The organism is Virgibacillus sp. DJP39, from assembly GCF_049310925.1.
GTDB lineage: Bacteria > Bacillota > Bacilli > Bacillales > Amphibacillaceae > Virgibacillus_F.
The window spans coordinates 1-21,814 of sequence record NZ_JBMERP010000032.1 but is presented as its reverse complement, the minus strand read 5'-3'; the positions used below and the strand labels follow the sequence as shown (position 1 = coordinate 21,814).

Annotated in this window: 22 protein-coding genes and 6 tRNA genes; 26 read left to right on the top strand and 2 right to left on the bottom strand. The window is 35.7% G+C overall.

Annotated elements, in window-relative coordinates; all coding sequences use genetic code 11:
- The first annotated feature begins 17 nt into the window (after positions 1-17).
- From rpoD to ACOI1D_RS11800, 7 genes are all read left to right on the top strand, one after another.
- On the top strand, positions 18-1,139 hold the full coding sequence (gene rpoD / locus ACOI1D_RS11830) for an RNA polymerase sigma factor RpoD (protein ID WP_422501492.1): 1,122 nt from the start codon (positions 18-20) through the stop codon (positions 1,137-1,139).
- Between the two features lie 156 nt (positions 1,140-1,295).
- Positions 1,296-1,841 carry a hypothetical protein gene (locus tag ACOI1D_RS11825; RefSeq protein ID WP_422501491.1) on the top strand — a complete coding sequence of 182 codons (546 nt, stop codon included), beginning with the start codon at positions 1,296-1,298 and terminating at the stop codon, positions 1,839-1,841.
- Positions 1,842-2,002: 161 nt separating this feature from the next.
- Positions 2,003-2,377 carry a cytochrome c550 gene (cccA, locus tag ACOI1D_RS11820; RefSeq protein ID WP_422501490.1) on the top strand — a complete coding sequence of 125 codons (375 nt, stop codon included), beginning with the start codon at positions 2,003-2,005 and terminating at the stop codon, positions 2,375-2,377.
- Positions 2,378-2,457: 80 nt separating this feature from the next.
- On the top strand, positions 2,458-3,162 hold the full coding sequence (locus tag ACOI1D_RS11815; protein ID WP_422501489.1) for a tRNA (adenine(22)-N(1))-methyltransferase: 705 nt from the start codon (positions 2,458-2,460) through the stop codon (positions 3,160-3,162).
- Complete coding sequence (locus ACOI1D_RS11810) at positions 3,152-4,267, top strand: Nif3-like dinuclear metal center hexameric protein (protein WP_422501488.1); 1,116 nt, start codon at positions 3,152-3,154, stop codon at positions 4,265-4,267. The genes ACOI1D_RS11815 and ACOI1D_RS11810 overlap by 11 nt, the downstream gene beginning before the upstream one ends.
- Before the next feature lie 149 nt (positions 4,268-4,416).
- Positions 4,417-5,730: a DEAD/DEAH box helicase gene (locus tag ACOI1D_RS11805; protein ID WP_422501487.1), complete on the top strand. Its 1,314-nt coding sequence runs from the start codon at positions 4,417-4,419 to the stop codon at positions 5,728-5,730.
- A 179-nt stretch (positions 5,731-5,909) separates the two neighbouring features.
- Positions 5,910-6,803 carry a deoxyribonuclease IV gene (locus ACOI1D_RS11800; protein ID WP_422501486.1) on the top strand — a complete coding sequence of 298 codons (894 nt, stop codon included), beginning with the start codon at positions 5,910-5,912 and terminating at the stop codon, positions 6,801-6,803.
- A gap of 68 nt (positions 6,804-6,871) precedes the next feature.
- On the opposite strand, the gene ACOI1D_RS11795 is transcribed toward ACOI1D_RS11800, so the two are convergent.
- Positions 6,872-7,153 (bottom strand): DUF2624 family protein, encoded by a 282-nt coding sequence (locus ACOI1D_RS11795; protein ID WP_422501485.1) that lies wholly within the window; start codon positions 7,151-7,153, stop codon positions 6,872-6,874.
- 86 nt (positions 7,154-7,239) lie between these two features.
- Here ACOI1D_RS11795 and ACOI1D_RS11790 point away from each other — a divergent pair, with 86 nt between their 5' ends.
- Positions 7,240-7,941, top strand: a complete 702-nt coding sequence (locus ACOI1D_RS11790; RefSeq protein WP_422501484.1) for a lytic transglycosylase domain-containing protein — start codon at positions 7,240-7,242, stop codon at positions 7,939-7,941.
- Positions 7,942-8,026: 85 nt separating this feature from the next.
- A complete protein-coding gene (locus tag ACOI1D_RS11785) occupies positions 8,027-8,434 on the top strand; it encodes a hypothetical protein (RefSeq protein WP_422501483.1) in 408 nt (135 codons plus the stop codon).
- A 36-nt stretch (positions 8,435-8,470) separates the two neighbouring features.
- On the opposite strand, the gene ACOI1D_RS11780 is transcribed toward ACOI1D_RS11785, so the two are convergent.
- A complete protein-coding gene (locus ACOI1D_RS11780; RefSeq protein ID WP_422501482.1) occupies positions 8,471-8,779 on the bottom strand; it encodes a LisM domain containing protein in 309 nt (102 codons plus the stop codon).
- Between the two features lie 72 nt (positions 8,780-8,851).
- On the opposite strand from ACOI1D_RS11780, the gene ACOI1D_RS11775 reads away from it, so the two are divergent.
- The 17 genes from ACOI1D_RS11775 (at position 8,852) to phoU (ending at position 21,783) form a co-directional block, all read left to right on the top strand.
- Positions 8,852-9,292 carry a hypothetical protein gene (locus ACOI1D_RS11775; protein WP_422501481.1) on the top strand — a complete coding sequence of 147 codons (441 nt, stop codon included), beginning with the start codon at positions 8,852-8,854 and terminating at the stop codon, positions 9,290-9,292.
- Positions 9,289-9,498, top strand: a complete 210-nt coding sequence (locus tag ACOI1D_RS11770) for an NfeD family protein (protein ID WP_422501480.1) — start codon at positions 9,289-9,291, stop codon at positions 9,496-9,498. Before ACOI1D_RS11775 ends, ACOI1D_RS11770 begins: the two co-directional genes overlap by 4 nt.
- Before the next feature lie 187 nt (positions 9,499-9,685).
- Complete coding sequence (locus ACOI1D_RS11765) at positions 9,686-11,311, top strand: Na/Pi cotransporter family protein (RefSeq protein ID WP_422501479.1); 1,626 nt, start codon at positions 9,686-9,688, stop codon at positions 11,309-11,311.
- A gap of 352 nt (positions 11,312-11,663) precedes the next feature.
- Positions 11,664-11,738 (top strand) — tRNA-Asn (locus ACOI1D_RS11760).
- Positions 11,739-11,741: 3 nt separating this feature from the next.
- A tRNA-Met gene (locus ACOI1D_RS11755) sits at positions 11,742-11,818 on the top strand.
- A gap of 30 nt (positions 11,819-11,848) precedes the next feature.
- Positions 11,849-11,924: transfer RNA gene (locus ACOI1D_RS11750), tRNA-His, on the top strand.
- Between the two features lie 9 nt (positions 11,925-11,933).
- Positions 11,934-12,010, top strand: a tRNA-Ile gene (locus ACOI1D_RS11745).
- 20 nt (positions 12,011-12,030) lie between these two features.
- A tRNA-Ser gene (locus ACOI1D_RS11740) sits at positions 12,031-12,123 on the top strand.
- A 65-nt stretch (positions 12,124-12,188) separates the two neighbouring features.
- Positions 12,189-12,261 (top strand) — tRNA-Phe (locus tag ACOI1D_RS11735).
- Positions 12,262-12,540: 279 nt separating this feature from the next.
- Positions 12,541-13,152, top strand: coding sequence for a superoxide dismutase SodA (sodA, locus tag ACOI1D_RS11730; protein ID WP_422501478.1), 612 nt, complete (start codon positions 12,541-12,543; stop codon positions 13,150-13,152).
- Positions 13,153-13,274: 122 nt separating this feature from the next.
- Positions 13,275-14,546: an MFS transporter gene (locus tag ACOI1D_RS11725; protein ID WP_422501477.1), complete on the top strand. Its 1,272-nt coding sequence runs from the start codon at positions 13,275-13,277 to the stop codon at positions 14,544-14,546.
- Between the two features lie 82 nt (positions 14,547-14,628).
- On the top strand, positions 14,629-16,743 hold the full coding sequence (locus ACOI1D_RS11720) for a peptidoglycan D,D-transpeptidase FtsI family protein (protein ID WP_422501476.1): 2,115 nt from the start codon (positions 14,629-14,631) through the stop codon (positions 16,741-16,743).
- 597 nt (positions 16,744-17,340) lie between these two features.
- Positions 17,341-18,285: a PstS family phosphate ABC transporter substrate-binding protein gene (locus tag ACOI1D_RS11715; protein ID WP_422501475.1), complete on the top strand. Its 945-nt coding sequence runs from the start codon at positions 17,341-17,343 to the stop codon at positions 18,283-18,285.
- Positions 18,286-18,397: 112 nt separating this feature from the next.
- Positions 18,398-19,327, top strand: coding sequence for a phosphate ABC transporter permease subunit PstC (gene pstC / locus ACOI1D_RS11710; protein ID WP_422501474.1), 930 nt, complete (start codon positions 18,398-18,400; stop codon positions 19,325-19,327).
- A gap of 1 nt (position 19,328) precedes the next feature.
- Entirely contained in the window at positions 19,329-20,207 is an 879-nt protein-coding gene (gene pstA, locus ACOI1D_RS11705) for a phosphate ABC transporter permease PstA (RefSeq protein ID WP_422501473.1), read from the top strand.
- Between the two features lie 19 nt (positions 20,208-20,226).
- The gene (pstB, locus tag ACOI1D_RS11700; RefSeq protein ID WP_422501472.1) at positions 20,227-21,051 is read left to right on the top strand and encodes a phosphate ABC transporter ATP-binding protein PstB; all 825 of its coding nucleotides are present in this window, start codon (positions 20,227-20,229) and stop codon (positions 21,049-21,051) included.
- 75 nt (positions 21,052-21,126) lie between these two features.
- Entirely contained in the window at positions 21,127-21,783 is a 657-nt protein-coding gene (gene phoU / locus ACOI1D_RS11695) for a phosphate signaling complex protein PhoU (protein ID WP_422501471.1), read from the top strand.
- Positions 21,784-21,814 lie beyond the last annotated feature (31 nt).

The window sequence follows — 21,814 nt, the reverse complement described above, 5'->3', positions numbered from 1 at the left end:
TGAAAGGAGGGGGACTCATGGCCGAAAATATGCCTTCACAAACAAAAGAAAACGAAAATGAATTAACACTTGAACAAACGAAGGACCAGCTACTTGAAATGGGTAAAAAGCGCGGCACATTGGCATATGAAGAAGTCGCTGATCGTCTATCTCATTTTGAAATAGAATCAGATCAAATGGATGAATTTTATGAGTACCTAGGTGAACAAGGTGTAGAAATAATTGGTGATTCAGAGCATGATCCAAATATGCAACAAATTTCAAAAGAAGAAACATTTGATCTAAATGATTTGAGTGTCCCACTTGGTATAAAAATAAATGATCCAGTTCGGATGTATTTAAAAGAAATAGGTCGCGTTAATTTGCTATCTGCCGCCGATGAAATAGAGCTAGCCACACGGATTGAAAAAGGTGACGAAGAAGCCAAACGACGCCTTGCTGAGGCAAACTTACGTCTAGTTGTAAGTATCGCTAAACGTTATGTTGGACGAGGTATGTTATTTCTTGATCTTATTCAAGAAGGTAACATGGGACTAATAAAAGCAGTTGAAAAATTTGATTTCCGTAAGGGTTTTAAATTTAGTACTTATGCTACTTGGTGGATACGTCAAGCAATTACGCGCGCAATTGCGGATCAGGCACGAACAATCAGAATCCCTGTGCACATGGTTGAAACAATCAATAAGCTAATTAGGGTTCAACGTCAGTTGCTTCAAGATATAGGACGTGAACCAACACCTGAAGAAATAGGTAATGAAATGGAATTAACACCTGACAAGGTTCGTGATATTCTAAAAATTGCTCAGGAACCTGTCTCACTTGAAACACCAATTGGTGAAGAAGATGATTCCCACTTAGGTGATTTCATTGAGGATCAAGAAGCAGTATCTCCATCAGATCATGCAGCTTATGAACTGTTAAAGGAACAACTTGAAGATGTTCTTGACACTCTTACAGACAGAGAAGAAAATGTTTTACGATTACGGTTTGGTTTGGATGATGGTAGGACCAGAACTTTGGAAGAAGTTGGAAAGGTGTTCGGTGTTACAAGAGAACGCATTCGTCAAATCGAAGCCAAAGCACTCCGTAAACTTCGTCATCCAAGCAGAAGCAAACGATTAAAAGATTTCCTTGAATAAAATAAATGATTTTCGGTCATTGACTCAAGTTACTGGGTCAATGACTGTTGGTCTTATTATTATAACGATATTGAGCTAAGTTCAGTAGTGAAACTCTAATGCACTTTCTTTTTTATATCAAATATAGGTTTTCTATCTATATTGGGGTGGTCATGTTTGACTGAGAATCGAAAAAATACGATTATCAACGAGTTAAATTACTGGAAGAAAAATAAAATGTTACCTGAAGTTTATTGTGACTTTCTTCTCGCGTTATATACGAATATGGATGAGACAGAAGATAATAAAGTTGAAACTTCTTGGGTAAATACTTCATCATGGCTAAAAACAGGAGAATTATTTCTATTAATTATTTTGTTGCCTATTGCACTCTTAGCCGTCTATGCGACGCTTTTCCCCCCCTATGTAAAGATTCTAATTTTGTTTATCTTTATTTTATCTTCAATTTGGGAAATTAAAGGATTCAAACGTCGGCAAAGTATGTGGTATAATTTGGCTTTAGCGATTTTTTTATTATTAATTTTCTTGTTGTCGATAGTTTTAATCGATACATATTTGAATTTGATTTTTGCTACTCACCTAATTATCGTAATTAATTTTGTTAGTTGGTTTATACTAGGTAAGAAACTTGATTTAAAATATCTACAGATAGCAAGTATTTTTGGTATACTGTTAGAAAGTTTGTTTTTGTTCTATAATTAGTCACATTTTAGCCCTTTAAACTATATTGATTTTAAAGTAAACTAATTATAGATTAGTTTGAAGTAGGAGTTCTAGAATTCCTGGAATAACTAATAGAAAATTTTTACCAAACAATATTTTAGGAAAATCATAGTATGAAGATTACATAAGGAGGAACCACAATGAAAAAGAACCCAGTTATTCCATATGCTATTATTGCTATTATAGGATTACTCGTCGTAATTGTTATATCATTTGTAGGCTTGGGTCAACAAGAAGCTATTAAAAAAGCAGAAGAAGGCGGCGGAGAAAAGAAAGATCAGCCAGAGGAAGTCGCAACGGATCCTTCCGCCATTTTCCAAAATAATTGTATAACATGTCATGGAGCGGATTTAACAGGTGGAATGGGACCAGATTTAACTCAGGTAGGAAGCGAATATTCCCAGGAAGAAATCAAAGATATTATTATTAATGGTAAAGGAACTGGAATGCCAGCTGGTTTAGTTCCAGAACCTCAAGCAGAGGCTCTCGCAGAATGGCTAGCTAAAAAGAAATAAATAATAAATACAATCTATGTGAAAGCTTTCTGATTTATGCAGAAGGCTTTCTTTTCAATTAACAGGAAGAAGGTATTAGAATGAGTCAGCTGTTATCTATTTCATGCCGTTTACAAAGAATAGCTTCCTACTTACCTAAGTCGTCTCATTTTGCTGACATTGGTTCTGATCATGCATATCTTGCCTGCTATGTGTGCCTTAATGACCCTACTGCAAAAGCAATAGCAGGAGAAGTAGTTAAAGGGCCTTATAATAGTGCTAAATCAACAGTAAATGCATATCAGTTAGAATCGGCCATAGATGTCAGGCTTGGTAATGGGCTAGCTGTTTTACATAAAGGTGAAGTGAAACAAGTTGTCATTGCAGGCATGGGTGGTGCGTTGATTCAATCCATATTAGAAAATGGCAAAAAGAAAATTGAAAGTGTTGAACGAATAATCGTGCAACCAAATGTTGATGAAAAATCTGTCCGAAAATGGCTTTCTTCTTATGGGTACAAAATTGTACAGGAAGAGATAATTGAGGAAAACGGACACTTTTATGAAATCGTAGTTGCTGATTACGTGGGAGAAGTTCAGAATCTTACAGCAAAAGAAATTGTGTTTGGTCCAATACTGCTAACAGAAAAATCAAAGATCTTTTATAAAAAATGGGAAAGTGAGCAACAGAAACTTCGAAATGTTATGAAGCAATTGGAGCAGGCTAGTATAACGCAAACTGAAAAAATAAAGCAGTTTAATACTGAATTAGCATGGATTAAGGAGGTATTACAAGATGGACAATAGATTAACGAACAAAGATGTGTTTCAGGCTATTGAAGATTGGGCTCCAAGAGATTTGGCTTACGATTGGGATAACGTTGGTTTACAGGTAGGGTCTTTTTCCAGGCGAGTAAAAAAGGTTATGATTACATTAGACGTTCTGGAAACAGTAGTAGATGAAGCTATTAAGAAAGAAATAGACTTGATCATTGCGCATCACCCCCTCCTGTTTAAAGCGGCTAAACAGATTGATACGGATCAATCTCAAGGTAGAATAATTAACAAGTTATTAAAACATGATATAACGGTTTATGCAGCCCATACAAACATGGATGCTGCAAATGGTGGGGTTAATGATATGCTATGTGATGAGCTTGGGCTTACTAACACAAAAATATTAATTGAATCTAAGAAAGAAATTATGTATAAACTAGTCGTGTATGTACCAAATACTCACTTAACTGTTGTCCGTTCAGCTCTAGGAGGCAGTGGGGCTGGTCATATTGGTAATTACAGCCATTGTGTTTTCCAAACGGAAGGTGTAGGTTCATTCACACCACTGCAAGGAACTCACCCCTTTATAGGACAAGAAGGAATTATGGAGCATGTGGATGAAACTAAAGTAGAAACCATTGTTTCAGAAAAACAACTTTCAACTGTTGTTCACCAAATGAAGCAAGCGCACCCATACGAAGAAGTTGCCTATGATATTTTTCCACTAGTAAATTCAGGGGAAAGTTTCGGTGTGGGAAGACTTGGCGAGCTATCTAATGAAATGACGTTAAGAGAATTCAGTAAGTATGTTAAAAGCTCCTTAGATGTACCTACAGTTCGAGTTACGGGAGAGTTAGACCAAGTAGTAAAAAAGATTGCAGTTCTTGGTGGAAGCGGGTCTGACTTTATTCAAGTAGCGATGGATAAAGGAGCAGACGTCTATCTAACTGGAGACATGTCTTTTCACCACGCTCAAGACGCATGGCAAATGGGTCTCTCTGTAATCGATCCTGGACATCATGTTGAGAAGGTTATGAAAGTTGCTACAAAACGCTATCTGGAAAGTATTTTTAACAGTAGTGGTTTGCAGGTGATTGTTTCTGCTTCAAATACAGAGCCATTTCAATTTATATAGACTGATCGTCGGGTTAATTAAAGGTAGACAAAAAACTGTATTTCATTTCTTAATGCAGGAGTTGTAAATGTGTTCTATAATGAATAATAGGGAATTTTAGTTAGGGCTTGAAAAAGTGTGCTGAAAAAGCACCAAAAGGAGTAATATATATGGAAAAAAAGAGTTTTGATCAATTTAATTTTGATTCTATTTTAACAGAAGCTATCAATAAGTTACATTTTAATCAACCGACTGACATTCAGCAAAAGGTAATACCAGCAATCCTAAAGGGGAAAAGTGTTATTGGACAGTCTCACACTGGATCCGGTAAGACCCATGCTTACTTATTGCCTCTATTTAACCAGATAAATGCTGAGAAGCGACTTGTACAGTTTGTTATTACTGCTCCAACTCGAGAGTTAGCCACGCAAATTCACGATGAGGTAAAAAAGATCATTAAATTTGCCGGAAAAGAAAAACAATGGATATCTAAACTATTAGTTGGTGGAACAGATAAGCAAAAAATGATGGACAAGTTAAAAGAACCACCTCATATTGTAGTTGGAACACCAGGGAGAATATTGGATCTTGTGAAAGAAGAAGCTCTTTCTATTTATTCTGCTTCTGCCTTTATAATTGACGAGGCCGATTTAATGTTGGATCTTGGTTTTATAAATGACGTTGACCAATTGCTTGTTCGCTCAAATAAGAACATACAATTACTTGTTTTTTCAGCAACGATACCACAGCGTTTAGAACACTTTTTCAAAAAATACTTGGACAATCCGCTACATGTTAAAATTGACGATCAATTATCACCTGAGACAATGGAACATCACTTAATTGACACAAAACATCGAAGTGAAGCAGAGGTTATAGCAAAAATATCAAAAGTAATAAATCCTTACTTAGCTATAATATTTACCAATGGTAAAGAAAGGGCTAATGAACTATCTGAAGCGTTGTTAGAGAAGGGATTAGATGTTGGACTAATCCACGGTGGCTTGACACCAAGAGAAAGAAAACGTGCTCTGAAGGATATACAAAGTTTACGTTTCCAATACATTGTTGCAACTGATTTAGCTTCAAGAGGAATTGACATCAAAGGTGTAAGTCATGTAATAAATGCTCAGTTGCCGAAAGAGGAAGATTTTTATGTGCACCGCGTAGGCAGAACTGCACGTGCTGGTATGGAAGGAACAGCCATTAGTCTATATAATGAAGATGACACAAAAATAATAAGTAAATTGGAGCAAAAAGGCCTAAAGTTTACCTTCTTTGATGTTAAAAATGACGAATGGGTTGAAATGAAGTCCTGGAATGAACGTAATTTACGCGTAAAAACAGATGGCAATGTTGATCAAGAAGCATGGCAACGTGTTAAAAAAACCAAAAAAGTAAAGCCGGGATACAAAAAGAAGATGAAGTACCAACAAGAAACAATTAAAAAACGATTAAGTAAAAAAACAAAATATAAAAAGTAAGAATAAAAGCGCAGGCGACTGATCAGAAGCAGACGCATAAGCAGGGAAAAGAAGAACGCATGGTTTTAGCGTTCGAAGTGTTTCAAGCTTATGACGGCAGCTTCTAGAAGCCGAAGCTAGCCAATAAAAGCGCAGGCGACTGATCAGAAGCCTGGAAAGAAAAAAACGGGGTGTAATTTATGGTTAAAATTGGATCACATGTTTCAATGAGTGGAAAGAATATGCTATTAGGATCCAGTGAAGAAGCGGTTTCGTACGGTTCAAATGTTTTTATGATTTATACTGGAGCACCACAAAACACAAGAAGAAAAGCAATTGACGAATTAAATATTGATGCAGGGCTAGGTCATATGAAAGAAAATGGCATTGAGGAGTTTGTTGTACACGCTCCATATATTATAAACATAGGCAATTCGGTAAAAAAGGAAACATTTGACTTAGGTGTTAATTTTTTAAAAAGTGAAGTAGATAGGACTGCTGCACTTGGGGCAAAACAAATTGTTCTTCATCCCGGTGCTCACGTCGGTGCAGGGGTAGATGATGGTATAAGCAAAATTATTAAAGGATTAAATGAAGTGTTGGAAAAAGATCAAACAGTCCAGATTGCACTAGAAACAATGGCTGGAAAAGGTACAGAAATCGGTCGTACTTTTGATGAACTGGCAAGAATATTTGATGGCGTACATTTAAATGAAAAGTTATCTGTTTGTTTGGATACCTGTCATATTCATGATGCGGGGTATGACATAGTTAACGATTTTGATGGTGTACTAAATGAATTCGATAAGATTATAGGTGTTAATCGCTTAAAAGTAATCCACGTTAATGATAGTAAAAATGAGCGTGAAGCCCATAAGGATCGACACGAAAATATTGGATTTGGACATATAGGGTTTAGTGCTCTTCACAAAGTTGTTCATCATTCACAACTGGCCAATCTTCCTAAGATATTGGAAACACCTTATGTTGGAGAAGATAAAAAGAATAAAAAATCCCCATATAAATTTGAAATAGAAATGCTGAAAGATGGTAATTTTGATCCGAAATTAAAGGATAAAATTAGTAGTGATTAACCATAAAAGGAAGAGCGCTAAATTGCACTCTTCCTTTTATGGTTTATTTATTATACGAGCGGGTATAGTTAAAACAGGGATTGAATACCATAAGATTTAATCACTTCCCCAAATAGTTTTTGGGCTTTTTTTGTGGTATTTATATCTGTTATCTTGGCTAGTTTTTTGAAAAAATTTATTCGCTCAGTTTCATTAAATGGGTCAAAGGGGTGGCTTTTTACATAATCTGTTATTTGTTTCGCCTCGTTATGAGAAAGTGAAAATCCATATTGTTTGCTGTAATGCAGTAATTCTTCAGAAGAAATGTTTTTTAATTTTTTTGTAATAATTTCTTTCATAATTTTAGACATGATTTTCGCTCCTTTTATATAAATGCTTTATTATTATATGCGATTTGGATGAAAGGGTTAGGGGAAATATCATAGGAGGTAATTTGTTGAAAACTGAATATAATAGTACAAGAACGGTATTTGTTTTACTTGGAATCAGTATTATTTCATTCGCTATAATTTTTATGCTGACTCAGGAAAAGCAAGCACTTAAAGAGAAAAATAATGTGTTGGAAGCAAAAAACAATACGTTGACAAGTGAAAATGGATATTTAATAGCAGAGCCACTATTGAATGACAAAAGATATAGTTACCAGGACTGGAAAGGTTTAAATGATACTGCAATTGAATTTGTTGAAGACAGCAATGGAAAATTCAAAAAGTCATGGGCATTTTACCTGATCCAAGAAGCTAAAGCATTTAACATTAACCCACATATTATGTATGAGTTATTAAAAGTTGAAACAGGTGGTACATTTAACCCTAAGCTGGTAGGCCCTAAAACAATTTATGGGCATGCATATGGTATGGCTCAGTTTATGAAGAATACTGCTCCTTGGATCGCAAATAAAGCTGGTTTACCATATGAGGATAAGATGTTATTTGACCCATATTATTCCATTCATTTGTCTTTTGTTTACTTAGATTTCCTGAAAGAACAATATGGTAATTGGAACAAGGCGCTGACAGCATACCATCGGGGTATGGGTGGTTTAGAAAATTATGTTGAGCAAAATGGACATGCGAAAAGCTGGTATGCATTAGAAATTTTAACAAATGCAAAACAAGGTATAACTATTGCAAATTAATTGTTACCAGTAATTCACTACTTTATTTATTCTTATTATCCACAAACTAAGTTGTACCTCTTTTAAAGAAGGCGAGGAAAAGTTTATGGATCAATTTGAACGAAGAGTAAGTAAAGATTCAACTACAGAAGAAGATTCGGACGATCATAAAATTATTACAGCTAACTTATATGGAAACACACCTGTTCCAACAGAAACTGCTGAGGATAGAGACGAAGAAATAGCACAGGAGCTCACTGCTGATGATTATAATCAAAATGTAAATCAACAAAACAATTCAGAAGTTGGAGCACACGTAAATAGTATGACAGGTTGGATTGCCCTAATACTGTCAATTGCTTCTTTCTTTTTCATGCCAATTATTCTTGGTGGTGCAGGAGTTATTGTTGGGTTTGTTGCTAAAAGTAAAACAGCAGACACGCTTGGAAACACGGCTATAATTGCAGGTGCCATATCCATTATTTTGTCCTTGTTTGTTCTTCCGTATTTGTAAAAAAGGGAAGGAGGGTGCTTAGTCATCCTCCTTTTATTAGTAAAGAGGAAAATAATAAAACTGGTAAGATTTAAGCTGATAAGATTCTGCATGAGGATTTAATTTTTTAAAATCTGATATGATTTGATCTATATTTACTGTTTTTGTTTTGTTGTACCTCTCTACAATAGACAATACCGTTTCCCCTGGTAACACCTTTACGTAAACTTTTTTATCATAGCTTACTGTTTTTGTTTTTTGAAGTTCATTATTCAAAGGAAAGCTCCCTAAGGTAATATCATGATAAATACTCGCAAAAAGTAATATAACAAGAAAGAAAAAAAGTGATTTCCCAAAAAAGTTCATGGTGGTATCTCCTTTTATGAAACAATTTGTTTAGGTATCCCGTATACTAGTAATATAAAGGAGGGGCTAATTATGGACATCTTTTCTTCCGATTGGATAGGATTTGTAATAACAGGTCTTGGAACTTTGTTTTTGCTTGGGGAAGTATGGGTTAATATGCGTGGTTTTTTTGCACTATTAGGTATCGGATTCATAACTGTTTATTTTTCAGTATACTTAGAAACAGGTTCCTTTATTATCATGCTTATTATATATTTTGTCGGGTTATTACTTATAATTTTAGATGGAAAGCTAATCAATGACGGTACTTTAGCAACACTGGGGTTAGGGTGTATGCTTACATCTGTAGCAATAAGTGCACCAACACTAGTAATAGGGTTGTATGCGGTTATCGGTGTGTTAGTTGGAGGTTTCTCTTCACTATTGTTTCTCAAGGTATTTAAACATAGAGATTTGTGGACTAAACTAACTTTAAGGACCGACTCACAAATGAAGCTGGTTATAATTCAATGAGTTCTGAATACGAAGGTTTACTGTACAAAAAAGGGGTGGCGATAAACAACCTAAGACCTGTAGGCACAATACGAATAAACAATCAGGATTATAGTGCTGTATCAAATGGTCAATGGATTATTAAAGACACACCTGTTAAGGTAGTGCAAGTGGACGGAACAAAGGTACTTGTTGAAAAAATCATTTCTGAGCAAACTCATGCGTAAAACTGCATGAGTTTTTATTTTACAAAGAATAACGAATCAAATACTATGGCAAAGTAAAAGCATGTACAAGTTCAAGTTTGTAAATTTAATGTTAAGTTTTTGTAAGTTCCTTTACAAAACTATGTAATTCGTTTAATAATTGTGGTAATGTGACAAAATTCAACAAGATTGAAGGGATGTTTGACCATTGGATATAGATATTCAACAACTTATATTCGAATTTGTCGGTGGTTTGGGGATTTTTCTCCTTGGTATCAAGTTTATGGGAGATGGACTACAAAAAACTGCTGGAGACCGCTTAAGAGACATATTAGATAAATTTACAAGCAACCCATTTCTTGGGGTATTAGCAGGTATTATTGTTACCATGCTAATACAAAGTAGCTCAGGAACTACTGTACTGACAGTAGGACTTGTTAATGCTGGATTTATGACACTAAGACAAGCTATTGGTGTTATTATGGGTGCAAATATCGGAACTACTATTACTGCATTTATCATCGGAGTTGATTTGGGAGAGTATGCACTTCCAATCATAGCAGTCGGTTGTTTTCTGATTTTCTTCTTTAAGAACCAAAAAATAACAAATATTGGTCAAACTATCTTTGGCTTTGGTGCATTATTTTTTGGCTTGGAGTTAATGAGTCAGGGTATGGAGCCATTGAGGCATTTAGAAACATTTCAAGAGCTAACCCAGAGTATGAGTTCAAACCCAATTCTAGGTGTTGTTATAGGAACATTGTTTACCGTAGTTGTACAGAGTTCAAGCGCTACAATTGGTGTTCTACAAGGATTGTTTGCTGAGGGTGCAATTGAATTACGCGCGGCAGTTCCCGTACTATTTGGAGACAATATTGGTACTACTATTACCGCTGTCCTTGCCTCAATCGGAGCAAGTGTAGCTGCAAAAAGAGCAGCATATACACACGTTATTTTTAATTTAATTGGTACAACTATTTTCTTGATATTTATAGGGCTATTTACACAATATGTAGTTTTTCTACAGGACCAATTAAATTTGGATCCGAAAATGACATTAGCTTATGCTCATGGTAGTTTCAACATTGTCAATACGCTTATCCAATTTCCTTTCATTGGAGCATTAGCCTGGTTAGTTACGAAAATTATACCTGGTGAGGATGTAACTATTGAATACAAGCCAAAACATTTAGATCCTATTTTTATTCAACAGTCTTCAACGTTGGCGTTAGACCAAGCGAAGGCAGAAGTAATACGTATGGGTGAGTATGCTGCTCAAGGACTTGAAGAAACATATGAATATTTGCTGACACAAAAGCAAAAAAACTCAGAAACCGCTTTGCAGATTGAAGGTGCATTAAATAGCCTGGATCGCAAAATAACGGATTATTTAGTGGAAATATCAGCAGGATCCCTATCAGAATTAGAAAGTGCAAAACATACTGCATTGATGGATTCCGTTCGTGATATAGAAAGAATTGGCGATCACTTCGAAAACATTGTTGAATTAATTGATTATAAAATGTCAAATAAAGTAAATTTAACAGAACAAGCACAAGAGGACTTAAACGACATGTTTGATTTGACGATTCTTACTGTTAAGCAAGCAGTTAAAGCACTTGATAACATGGATCGTGAAGAAGCATTGGCAGTTGTTCAAAAAGAGGATCAAATTGATAAGATGGAACGAAATTATCGTAAAAAACATATTATCAGGATGAATGAGGGACATTGTAGTGGTTCGGCTGGTATTGTATTTGTCGATATAATTAGTAATTTAGAACGTATAGGAGATCATTCTGTTAACATAGCAGAAGATGTTCTAGGGGAATAAAATGTACAAGAATTAGTTACCTTGAGAGAGGTAACTAATTTTTTTATATAAAATGAAGATTTAAATTGAAAAATAGAGGTGAGCGTGCTATAGTTATTAATGTTGTTAAAAACGTAACAGCAAAAATACTTTTAAAAAATTATACGAAATATGTTGACAGATTGTCCAGTACATGATAAATTATATTTCGTCGCTTGTTAATTCCTTACAACAGAAATTGAAACTTCTACTTAGATTATTTACAGTAGCTTGACCGAATGCACTATGTTTTATGAGGTCATGCGAGGAACGGTTTGTGTGACAAGCAGGCCCAAACAAGATTGTACCACTATGATCCACTTTATCAGATTATTCCACAGTAGCTCAGTGGTAGAGCTATCGGCTGTTAACCGATCGGTCGTAGGTTCGAGTCCTACCTGTGGAGCCATATGGCGGTGTAGCTCAGCTGGCGAGAGCGTACGGTTCATACCCGTGAGGTCGGGGGTTCGATCCCCTCCGCCGCTACCAATTATATATTTGAACAGATATTACTTTATGGCGATCGTGGCGAAGTGGTTAACGCACCGGATTGTGGTTCCGGCATGCGTGGGTTCGAGCCCCACCGGTCGCCCCATAAATAGTAGGACCCTTAGCTCAGCTGGTTAGAGCTATCGGCTCATAACCGATCGGTCGCAGGTTCGAGTCCTGCAGGGTCCACCATTTATTTTTTCAAATAGTACGGAGGAATACCCAAGTCTGGCTGAAGGGATCGGTCTTGAAAACCGACAGGGGTGTCAAAGCCCGCGGGGGTTCGAATCCCTCTTCCTCCTCCATACATATTTTAAAACTTTGTTAATCATTTAGTTAAATGAACATAAAGCAGTAAATAGTTAAATATGGCTCAGTAGCTCAGTCGGTAGAGCAAAGGACTGAAAATCCTTGTGTCGGCGGTTCGATTCCGTCCTGAGCCATCTTATCTTAATCAAGTTAAAAAGGATATCCTTTTTAACTTGATTTTTTTGATGCTAAGTAAACTACAAAGCTTAGACTAAGCCAAATGTTTTGCATTCCTGATGCTTTTGGTATGTTTTAAAATTAGCTATTCGTGTAATAGTATTAATAGGGTGCTTTGAATTGTGAACTATATGTTTATGCATATAAGTTGCAAGTCACTCAAAGCTCTGATAATCTTGCTTTAAAAGGTTGAATTTTCAATCCTTTTATTACAATATTTTGAAGGAGGAAGTATAATGGCTAAATTTGAATTACCAGAATTACCTTATGCATACGATGCTTTAGAACCAACTATTGATAAAGAAACAATGAACATCCATCATACGAAGCATCATAATACTTACGTAACAAAATTAAATGGTGCGCTTGAAGGACACGCTGATCTTCAGGACAAATCCATTGAAGATCTAGTTGCAGATCTTAATTCTGTACCAGAAAACATTCGTACAGCTGTCCGCAACAATGGTGGCGGTCATGCAAACCATAGCTTGTTTTGGAAAGTTCTCTCACCAAATGGTGGCGGTGAACCTTCAGGTGAACTAGCTGATAAGATTAACAATAAATTTGGCAGCTTTGATAAGTTTAAAGAAGAATTTGAAGGAGCGGCTAAAACTCGTTTTGGATCAGGTTGGGCTTGGTTAGTAGTAAATAATGGTGAACTTGAAGTAACTAGTACTCCAAATCAGGATAACCCATTAACTGAAGGCAAGACTCCAATTTTAGGACTAGATGTTTGGGAGCATGCTTACTATCTTAAATATCAAAACAAACGTCCAGAGTATGCTTCAGCATTCTGGAACGTAGTAAACTGGGATGAAGTTTCAAAAAACTATAACGAAGCTAAATAATTCTTTATTGTTTTAAGACACAGGAAATATATCCTGTGTCTTTTTTAATTTAGTGGAAACAGTTTGCATATCTCATTGCCATTTGCTCAAACTATGTAGGAACTTGCGAGGAGAAATTCACTATGCAAACATACAAAGAAAAAGTAATTAACTATATAAAAGAGAATACCGATTTAGTATTTTTGTTAGTTATAGGTGGTCTATATTCCTTAGGATTATTTTTATCCAATACGTTTGTTAATATATATTTGTGGAAACAATCTGGTGATTACGTCACAATTGCTCTTTACAATTTGGGCATTTACACGCTTCAACCTCTTACATTTATACTTGCTGGCAAAATGGCAAAAAAAATTGATCGAGTATTTCTGTTACGACTAGGGGTAATTTTTTTATCTCTATTTTTTTTGAGTGTTTTGTTCATCGGTGATTCTGCAGCGTCCTTTCATTTTTATCTTGGCGGACTATTAGGAATAGGGTTTGGATTTTACTGGCTTGCCTTTAACGTACTTACATTTGAAATAACAGAACCAAATACGCGTGATGTTTTTAATGGATTTTTAGGTGTTCTACAATCATTCGGAGGGATGATTGGTCCATTAATTGCGGGTATTATCATTGCAAACATGGAAGCCAATTTTGGCTACAAAACTATTTTCACAATTTCTTTCTTTATGTTTATTGGTGCAGTTATTTGTAGTTTCTTTCTAAGTAAGAGAAATGCAGAAGGAGCATATCACTTTAAACGTATATTACAGGAAAGAAAGCATAACAAAAACTGGAAAAAGATTTTAAACGCGCATGTTTTTCAAGGATTAAGAGAAGGGATATTTTTGTTTGTTATAGCTATTTGGGTGTTTATTGCAACTGGAAGTGAGCTTGCACTAGGAATGTTTAATCTTTTCTTATCCGGTCTTTCATTTGTATTCTATTTTCTTGTAACTAAGTTTATCAAGCCTAACTTGCGGAAAAAGTCTATTTTGGTAGGGGCTATACTCCTCTATACAGCAATTTACATTATCCTTTTTAATGTAAGTTATGCTGCCCTAATCCTTTATGCAATTGTTATTGGTATCGCCTATCCTATAATAAATGTGCCTTATGCTTCGTTAACTTATGATGTTATTGGCAAAGCATGGAGAGCAAGAGATTTACGGATAGAATATATTGTTGTTCGTGAATTATACGTCAATGCAGGCAGAGTGGTTGCCATAGTTGTATTCTTACTATCAGTTACATTTATAAATCCAGAAAAAATAATTCCGATTTTATTAGTTATATTTGGTGCTGGTCACTTATTTATCTACTTTTTTATAAAGGATATTTACCTGATTAAGAATAAGGAAGATGAAATCATGAAAAAGGAAGAACTCCCTGATGAAAAAAATCGGTAATAAAGGTTAGAAAGTTACATGTAAAATGTTATAATCAGTTAGAAGTAATAATTTTACATGTGGTTTTGAAAGGGAGAGGCGTATGTTTAAAAAGAAAAAAAGAAAGGCTCAGTTACCCTTTCGTTTGAATATATTATTTTTTGCTGTATTTTTGTTGTTCTCTGGTTTAATTGTACGATTGGGAGTTGTGCAAATTGTTTCTGGAGAAAGTTACCAAAAAGAAATCGATAGAACTATTGCAGAAAAAGTAAAAATACCTGTACCAAGGGGTAAAATTTTAGACCGAAACCACAATATAGTTGTTGGAAATAAGCCGCTCTATGCGATCACTTATACACCTGAAAAGGGTACTGGTGCTATGGAGAGATTAGAAGTCGCAGAAAAGCTTGCATCTTTTGTAAATATGGATCCGGACCCAGAGAAGGGTGAATTAACAACACGTAATTTGAAAGAGTATTGGTATTTGCTGCATGAAGAAGAAGCCAAAAGTCGTCTGACTAAGAAAGAAATTGACGAACTGGAAACAGGTGAACAATACCAAATAATGCTTGACCGGATTAAAGAATCGGAAATAGATGGATTTACCAAACAACAAAAAGAGGTAATTAATATCAAAACTGAGTTAGACAATGCTTATTCACTGACACCTCATGTTGTGAAAAATAAAGGTGTCACACCCAAAGAGTATGCGATGGTTGCAGAGCATTTAGACATGTTGCCTGGTATAAATGCAACAACTGATTGGGAACGAACATACCCATACAAGGAGACTTTAAGAAGTATCTTTGGTTCTATAACGACCAGGGATCAAGGAATTCCAAAAGAGAGAAAAGATTTTTATGTTACCAGAGGTTACAGCAGAAATGACCGAGTGGGAATAAGCGGGTTAGAACAAGAATATGAAAATGTTTTGACAGGAAGAAAAGAGCAAATTCAGTATACAACCAATAAAGACGACTTAGTGGTAGACTCTAAAGTCGTAGTCGAAGGAGAACGAGGGAAAGACCTTGTTTTATCCATAGATATGAAGTTTCAAGAAAAAGTAAACAAAATACTTCAGGACGAGATTAAAAAAGCAATCTCTGAAGATCCATCTGGTAATAAATTTATGAAAGAGGCTTATGCAGTTGTCATGAATCCACAAACTGGAGAATTGCTTGCATTGTCTGGACAGGAATTTGATCGGGAAAAAGATTCTTTTACCAGTGTTGCCCATAACACCCTATACAATGCATATAGAGCTGGTTCGACAGTGAAAGGAGCCACAATACTTGCAGGTTATGAATCAGGTGTGATAAGTCCGGGAGATCAATTCTTTGACCAACCAATAAAAATTGCGGATACACCGGTTAAAAGTTCGTATGTAGATACTTTAGGTCTTGTAAACGATGTCGAAGCCCTGCAAAAATCTTCTAACGTATATATGTTTTATGTTGCGATGCGTATGGGTGGGGATTACAACTATACACCTAACGCGCCATTACAATTTGATTCATTGTCAAAGTCATTTTTACAGTTCAGAAATTACTTTAGTCAATTTGGCTTAGGTGTTAGCACTGGTGTTGATTTTCCTTCAGAAGGAATTGGATACCAAGGTGTTGATCCGATAAGTGGTCATTTGCTGGATTTTGCAATTGGGCAGTATGACACCTATACACCATTGCAGTTGACCCAATACGTATCGACTATTGCAAATGATGGTTATCGTGTCCGTCCAAGGTTTGTTAAAGCGATTCACAAACCAACACCTTACGAGGATAAGTTAGGACCAGTATTTGATAGTAAGAATACAGATGTTCTTAACCGTATAACGATGGATGAAAGCCTGATTAAACAGGTGCAAAAGGGTTTCAGAATGGCATATCAGGTTCAGGGTGGTACTGCTTATAATTATTTTGGTGACAAGAGCTATAGCTCAGCAGGAAAAACTGGTACAGCTGAATCTATTTATATTGAGAGATATGAAAAAGGTGAAGATGAAGGCAAAATTAAGGCAATCCATGAAACAGTAAACCTGACACTTGTTGGATATGCACCATATGAAGACCCAGAGGTGGCCTTTGCAATTGTAGTCCCTGATACAAACGGAGAGTACTATCTTAATGATTATATTGGAGAACGATTATTAGATGCTTACTTTGATTTAAAAGAAAAACGAACGGAAACAGAGGATAACCAAACTGAAAAAGAAGAATAGGATGGATAAAAAATCCCAAGTTGCTAGTAAACTAGTAATTTGGGATTTTTTAAATGGCTCTACAGTAATTGTCGGAGTGCTAATAATGGTGTGAACAATATAATTATCTTAGATAAAATGACGATAAAGCAAAGGTTGTTGTAATGGATATCAGTCAATCATTTAGATTTAAAAAGTACAAAGGAAAGATTACATCAATTCTATGACGTAGCAAAGTTTTTCTGAAAATCAGAATTCGAAAAGTCGATGGAAACCTTTCAAAACTGGCAAAATAAATTATGAATAGACTTTACTTTTGGATTACATAATAGGTATATTGAAGGAATTAATAAAAATGAAGGTCTTAAGTGAAAAATGCGTTTGGTTTGTAAACGGCTTAATCGTTGTTAGAAATAAGGTTTTACAGCAACATCAGTATTAAACTATATATTTTCGAGTTGCATAAATTAGAGGTGAGCATCATGTGCTCACCCGGACATTTGACTTAGAGCCTTAATTCAAATTTACACAACCTTTACATTGAATTAATACTGACTTAACAATCATCTAGTAGAATCAGAAATGTAGAGTTAAAACAATCAATTAGGGGGATTTAAGATGAAGTTAAAAATTACGTTATTGACCTTTATAATGCTTTCACTTGTTATTTTTACTACTGCTTGTGGTAACGGAGATGGAAGTGGAAATACAGAGGGCGATTCAAAAAAAGTAATGGTAGATGGTTCATCTACAGTATTCCCAATTATGGAAGCAATAGCTGAAGAATATTCTGCTGATAATCCTAAAGTAAAAGCTACAATTGGCGTTTCGGGTACTGGCGGAGGATTTGAAAAGTTTATTGCTGGTGAAACAGACATGTCAAATGCATCTCGACCAATTAAAGAAGAAGAGAAACAAGCGCTTAAAGAAGCAGGAATAGAATACACGGAATTCAAAGTAGCGCTTGATGGTTTATCAGTTGTAGTCAATAAAAAAAATGAATGGGTAGATCAATTAACAATAGAGGAATTAGACAAAATGTGGTCTGAAAGCAGTAACGTGATAACTTGGGCAGACGTTCGAGAAGGATGGCCTGATGAAGAGATTAAGTTCTTTAGTCCTGGTGCCGACTCTGGTACATTCGACTACTTTGATGAAGTAGTACTAGATGGAGAACAAATGCGTAAAGACGCTTCTTTATCTGAAGATGATAATGTATTAGTTCAGGGTGTGACTGGTACTAAGAATGCAATTGGATACTTTGGCTATGCTTATTATCTTGAAAATAAAGATGAATTAAAAGTGGTTCCAATTGTTAATAAGAATGGTGAAGCAGTAACACCAAGTCAAGAAACAATTCAATCAGGTGAATATGAACCGTTGTCGAGACCACTGTTCATTTATATGAAACATGAAGCACTGAAAGATGAAACAGTTTATGATTTTGCGAAGTATACGCTTGAAAATGCTGGTGAAATGGCAGAGGCGGTTGGATACGTTGGTTTACCTGATAGTGTATATAACGATCAACTAAGTAAGCTAGCTGAGATAGCAGGGAAGTAAATATAAATAGTAGTAGGGGTTTATTAACAAAATAGATTACTTTAAATGTGAGGAAAATGCTATAAGAACGCATTTCCTCACATTAAACTGTTTTTTAACGAGGAGGATCGTAATGTCAAAGTCAGTTCAAGATATGATAAAAGAAAATAGAACTAACCGTTCTCTATTGCAATTTACTGAAAAGGTGGCACCATTCGTATTTTTACTTTGTGCTATAATTTCTGTTTTAACAACTATTGGAATTGTTTTTACACTATTAGTTGAAACAATTACCTTTTTTAAACGTGTTCCTTTCATGGAATTCATTACAAGTACAGAATGGTACCCTTTTGCTGATGAAAACGCATCTTATGGTGTTCTTTCATTAATAGCTGGAACACTGCTCATAACAGTTATAGCAATGGCTGTAGCTATTCCAATTGGATTAGCCTCTGCTATCTATTTAAGTGAGTATGCTTCATTAAGAGTGAGAAAAATAATTAAACCAATATTAGAAGTTCTCGCAGGTGTACCAACTATAGTTTATGGTTTCTTCGCTCTCACTTTTGTCACACCTTTGCTAAAACATGTGATAGCGGATTTGCCCATTTTCAATGCGCTCAGCCCTGGTATTGTGATCGGCATAATGATTATTCCAATGATTGCATCACTATCAGAAGATGCAATGAGCTCAGTTCCAAATGCTATGAGAGAAGGAGCTCTCGCAGTTGGTGCAACCAAGTTTGAAGTTGCATTAAAAGTAGTACTGCCAGCAGCACTTTCAGGAATTATAGCTTCTTGCGTTTTGGGTATCTCACGCGCTATTGGAGAAACAATGATTGTTGCTGTTGCGGCTGGAGCTACGCCGGTGTTTTCATTGGATGTAACGGAATCGATTCAAACCATGACGGCATATATCGTACAAGTTAGTCTGGGTGATGCAGGTTATGGATCAACCATCTATTATAGTATTTACGCAGTAGGGATGACATTATTTGTTTTTACTTTATTAATGAACTTGCTTGCACAATACATTTCCCGACGGTTTAGGGAGGAATATTAATATGAGTTTAATCAACAAGGATGCAGTCAGAAATGCAACAGGGAGAAGATTAACCAAAAACGTAGTTATTAAATATTTATTTTTTATTGCAACATTGTTTGGGATAGTCGTTTTAGCCACCCTATTATTCCGTGTTTTCACTCAGGGTGTAGGCTATTTAGATTGGGGATTCCTAACTAGTTTTGCCTCAAGATTTCCTGAGGAAGCGGGTATTAAGGCAGCAATTATCGGTTCTCTCTGGCTAATGGCAGTAACAGCCCCGGTATCACTTATATTGGGAGTTGGTACGGCGATTTATTTAGAGCAGTACGCAAAAAAGAATAGATGGACCCGTTTTGTTCAAATAAACATTTCAAACCTTGCAGGCGTACCCTCTATTGTTTTTGGACTTCTCGGCCTGACTATTTTTGTGAGATTAATGGAGATGGGAAGAAGTATAATGGCTGGTGGACTAACAATGAGTTTGTTAATCCTGCCAATTATCGTTGTTGCTGCTCAAGAAGCTATTCGTTCTATACCAAATGATCAATATGAAGCATCTTTTGCAATGGGAGCAACAAAGTGGCAAACGATTCGCCGGATTATACTTCCTGCTGCAATTCCAGGGATATTAACTGGTGGTATTCTAGCTTTATCGAGGGCAATAGGTGAAACTGCTCCACTATTAATGATTGGTGCATTATCATTTATCGCTTTTTTACCTGAAAATGTTTGGTCTGGATTTACTGTAATGCCAATTCAAATCTTCAACTGGACTAGTAGACCCCAAGAAGAATTCCAATTTGCAGCTGCAGCTGGAATTATTGTGCTACTAATTATGTTAATTTTAATGAATTCTATTGCAGTGCTAATTAGAAATAAGTTTTCTAAAAGATATTAAAATTGAGGAGGCGTTCTCTATGAATTTGCAAAAAGATGAAAAGCGTGTACCTATTATTGGAATGATGAACTCCAACAAAATTCCAGATAGTAAAGTTATTTATTCGGTACAAAATTTCAATCTGTGGTATGGAGAAAAGCAAGCTTTAAAAGAATTGGAATTAGATATTCCAGCTAACCAAGTTACAGCGATAATAGGGCCTTCGGGTTGTGGTAAATCTACCTTTATTAAAGCACTTAATCGTATGGTTGAATTAGTTCCGTCAGTAAACATGGCTGGAAGCATTGTTTATAAAGAACAAAACATCTTTGATCCTAAATATAAGGTGGAGGAACTACGGACAAATGTTGGAATGGTGTTTCAAAAACCAAACCCTTTTCCAAAGTCTGTTTATGAAAATGTTGCATATGGTCCAAAAATTCACGGGGTTAAAAAGAAAAAAGTACTCGATGAAATTGTAGAAAATAGTTTAAAAGGTGCTGCTCTTTGGGATGAAGTAAAGGATCGGCTACACGAAAACGCATATGGTCTATCTGGTGGCCAGCAACAGCGTTTATGCATAGCAAGGTGTTTAGCAATAGAACCAGATGTTATTTTAATGGATGAGCCAACATCTGCTTTAGACCCTATTTCTACATTAAAGGTTGAAGAATTGGTTCAGCAGTTAAAAAAAGACTATAGCATAGTGATTGTAACTCATAATATGCAACAGGCCGCTCGTATATCTGATCGAACAGCGTTCTTTCTAAATGGTGAAATAGTTGAATATGATAATACAGACAAACTTTTTTCAAATCCAAGTGAAAAACGGACTGAGGATTATATCACAGGGCGATTTGGCTAGTGTTTATCCGCCGGTTTTAAAGCGCAGGTACCCCACTGAACTAAGTATCATTCATACAATATGGAGGTGTTAGTAGTGACAAGAGAAAATTTTGAAGAACAGCTAACAGGGCTTAAATCACAATTGATGGAGCTTGGTCATTTGGCCAAAACAGCTTTAGATAGATCAATACACGCACTGGAAAATCAAAATGTCGAACTAGCTTTACAGGTGATTGAAGATGACGATGAAATAAATGTAATGGAAGAGGAAATTAACGAGAATGCAACGTGGCTAATCGCAAAGGAACAGCCTCTTGCTACAGATTTAAGGAAAATTATTGCGGTTATGAAAGTCACAACAGATATTGAGCGCATTGGTGACCTTGCTGTGAATATTGCTAAATCTGTTATCAGGATAGGGGAACACAAATTTGTAGAGCCATTGAAAAAAATACCAGAAATGGCGTCAGTCACACAGGAAATGATAGACCATGTACTTCTTGCATTTAATGAAGAAGACATCTTTAAGGCGAGAGATGTTGCTAAAAAGGACGATGAAGTTGATAAGATGTATGGGGGTCTTGTGGCAGAATTAATGGACCTCATGACGAAAAATCCAGATTATATAGCACAAATCATTCAATTGTCCTTCATTTGTCGATATTTAGAACGTGTGGCGGACCATACAACAAATATCTCAGAAGCTATCATTTATTTAGTCAAAGGTAAAAGATACGATCTTAATAGTTAAACGATAAAAAGTAGTGTGGTCTCCCACACTA

Bases quoted from the DNA above. Each gene is read 5' to 3' on its own strand.
- ACOI1D_RS11770 (WP_422501480.1), top strand. From the start codon at position 9,289: ATGAGTTCTGAATACGAAGGTTTACTGTACAAAAAAGGGGTGGCGATA.
- ACOI1D_RS11795 (WP_422501485.1), bottom strand. From the start codon at position 7,153: ATGTCTAAAATTATGAAAGAAATTATTACAAAAAAATTAAAAAACATT.
- ACOI1D_RS11725 (WP_422501477.1), top strand. From the start codon at position 13,275: ATGCAAACATACAAAGAAAAAGTAATTAACTATATAAAAGAGAATACC.
- ACOI1D_RS11810 (WP_422501488.1), top strand. From the start codon at position 3,152: ATGGACAATAGATTAACGAACAAAGATGTGTTTCAGGCTATTGAAGAT.
- ACOI1D_RS11815 (WP_422501489.1), top strand. From the start codon at position 2,458: ATGAGTCAGCTGTTATCTATTTCATGCCGTTTACAAAGAATAGCTTCC.
- sodA (WP_422501478.1), top strand. From the start codon at position 12,541: ATGGCTAAATTTGAATTACCAGAATTACCTTATGCATACGATGCTTTA.
- pstC (WP_422501474.1), top strand. From the start codon at position 18,398: ATGTCAAAGTCAGTTCAAGATATGATAAAAGAAAATAGAACTAACCGT.
- ACOI1D_RS11775 (WP_422501481.1), top strand. From the start codon at position 8,852: ATGGACATCTTTTCTTCCGATTGGATAGGATTTGTAATAACAGGTCTT.
- ACOI1D_RS11715 (WP_422501475.1), top strand. From the start codon at position 17,341: ATGAAGTTAAAAATTACGTTATTGACCTTTATAATGCTTTCACTTGTT.
- rpoD (WP_422501492.1), top strand. From the start codon at position 18: ATGGCCGAAAATATGCCTTCACAAACAAAAGAAAACGAAAATGAATTA.
- ACOI1D_RS11780 (WP_422501482.1), bottom strand. From the start codon at position 8,779: ATGAACTTTTTTGGGAAATCACTTTTTTTCTTTCTTGTTATATTACTT.
- pstB (WP_422501472.1), top strand. From the start codon at position 20,227: ATGAATTTGCAAAAAGATGAAAAGCGTGTACCTATTATTGGAATGATG.
- cccA (WP_422501490.1), top strand. From the start codon at position 2,003: ATGAAAAAGAACCCAGTTATTCCATATGCTATTATTGCTATTATAGGA.
- ACOI1D_RS11805 (WP_422501487.1), top strand. From the start codon at position 4,417: ATGGAAAAAAAGAGTTTTGATCAATTTAATTTTGATTCTATTTTAACA.
- ACOI1D_RS11785 (WP_422501483.1), top strand. From the start codon at position 8,027: ATGGATCAATTTGAACGAAGAGTAAGTAAAGATTCAACTACAGAAGAA.
- ACOI1D_RS11720 (WP_422501476.1), top strand. From the start codon at position 14,629: ATGTTTAAAAAGAAAAAAAGAAAGGCTCAGTTACCCTTTCGTTTGAAT.
- ACOI1D_RS11800 (WP_422501486.1), top strand. From the start codon at position 5,910: ATGGTTAAAATTGGATCACATGTTTCAATGAGTGGAAAGAATATGCTA.
- pstA (WP_422501473.1), top strand. From the start codon at position 19,329: ATGAGTTTAATCAACAAGGATGCAGTCAGAAATGCAACAGGGAGAAGA.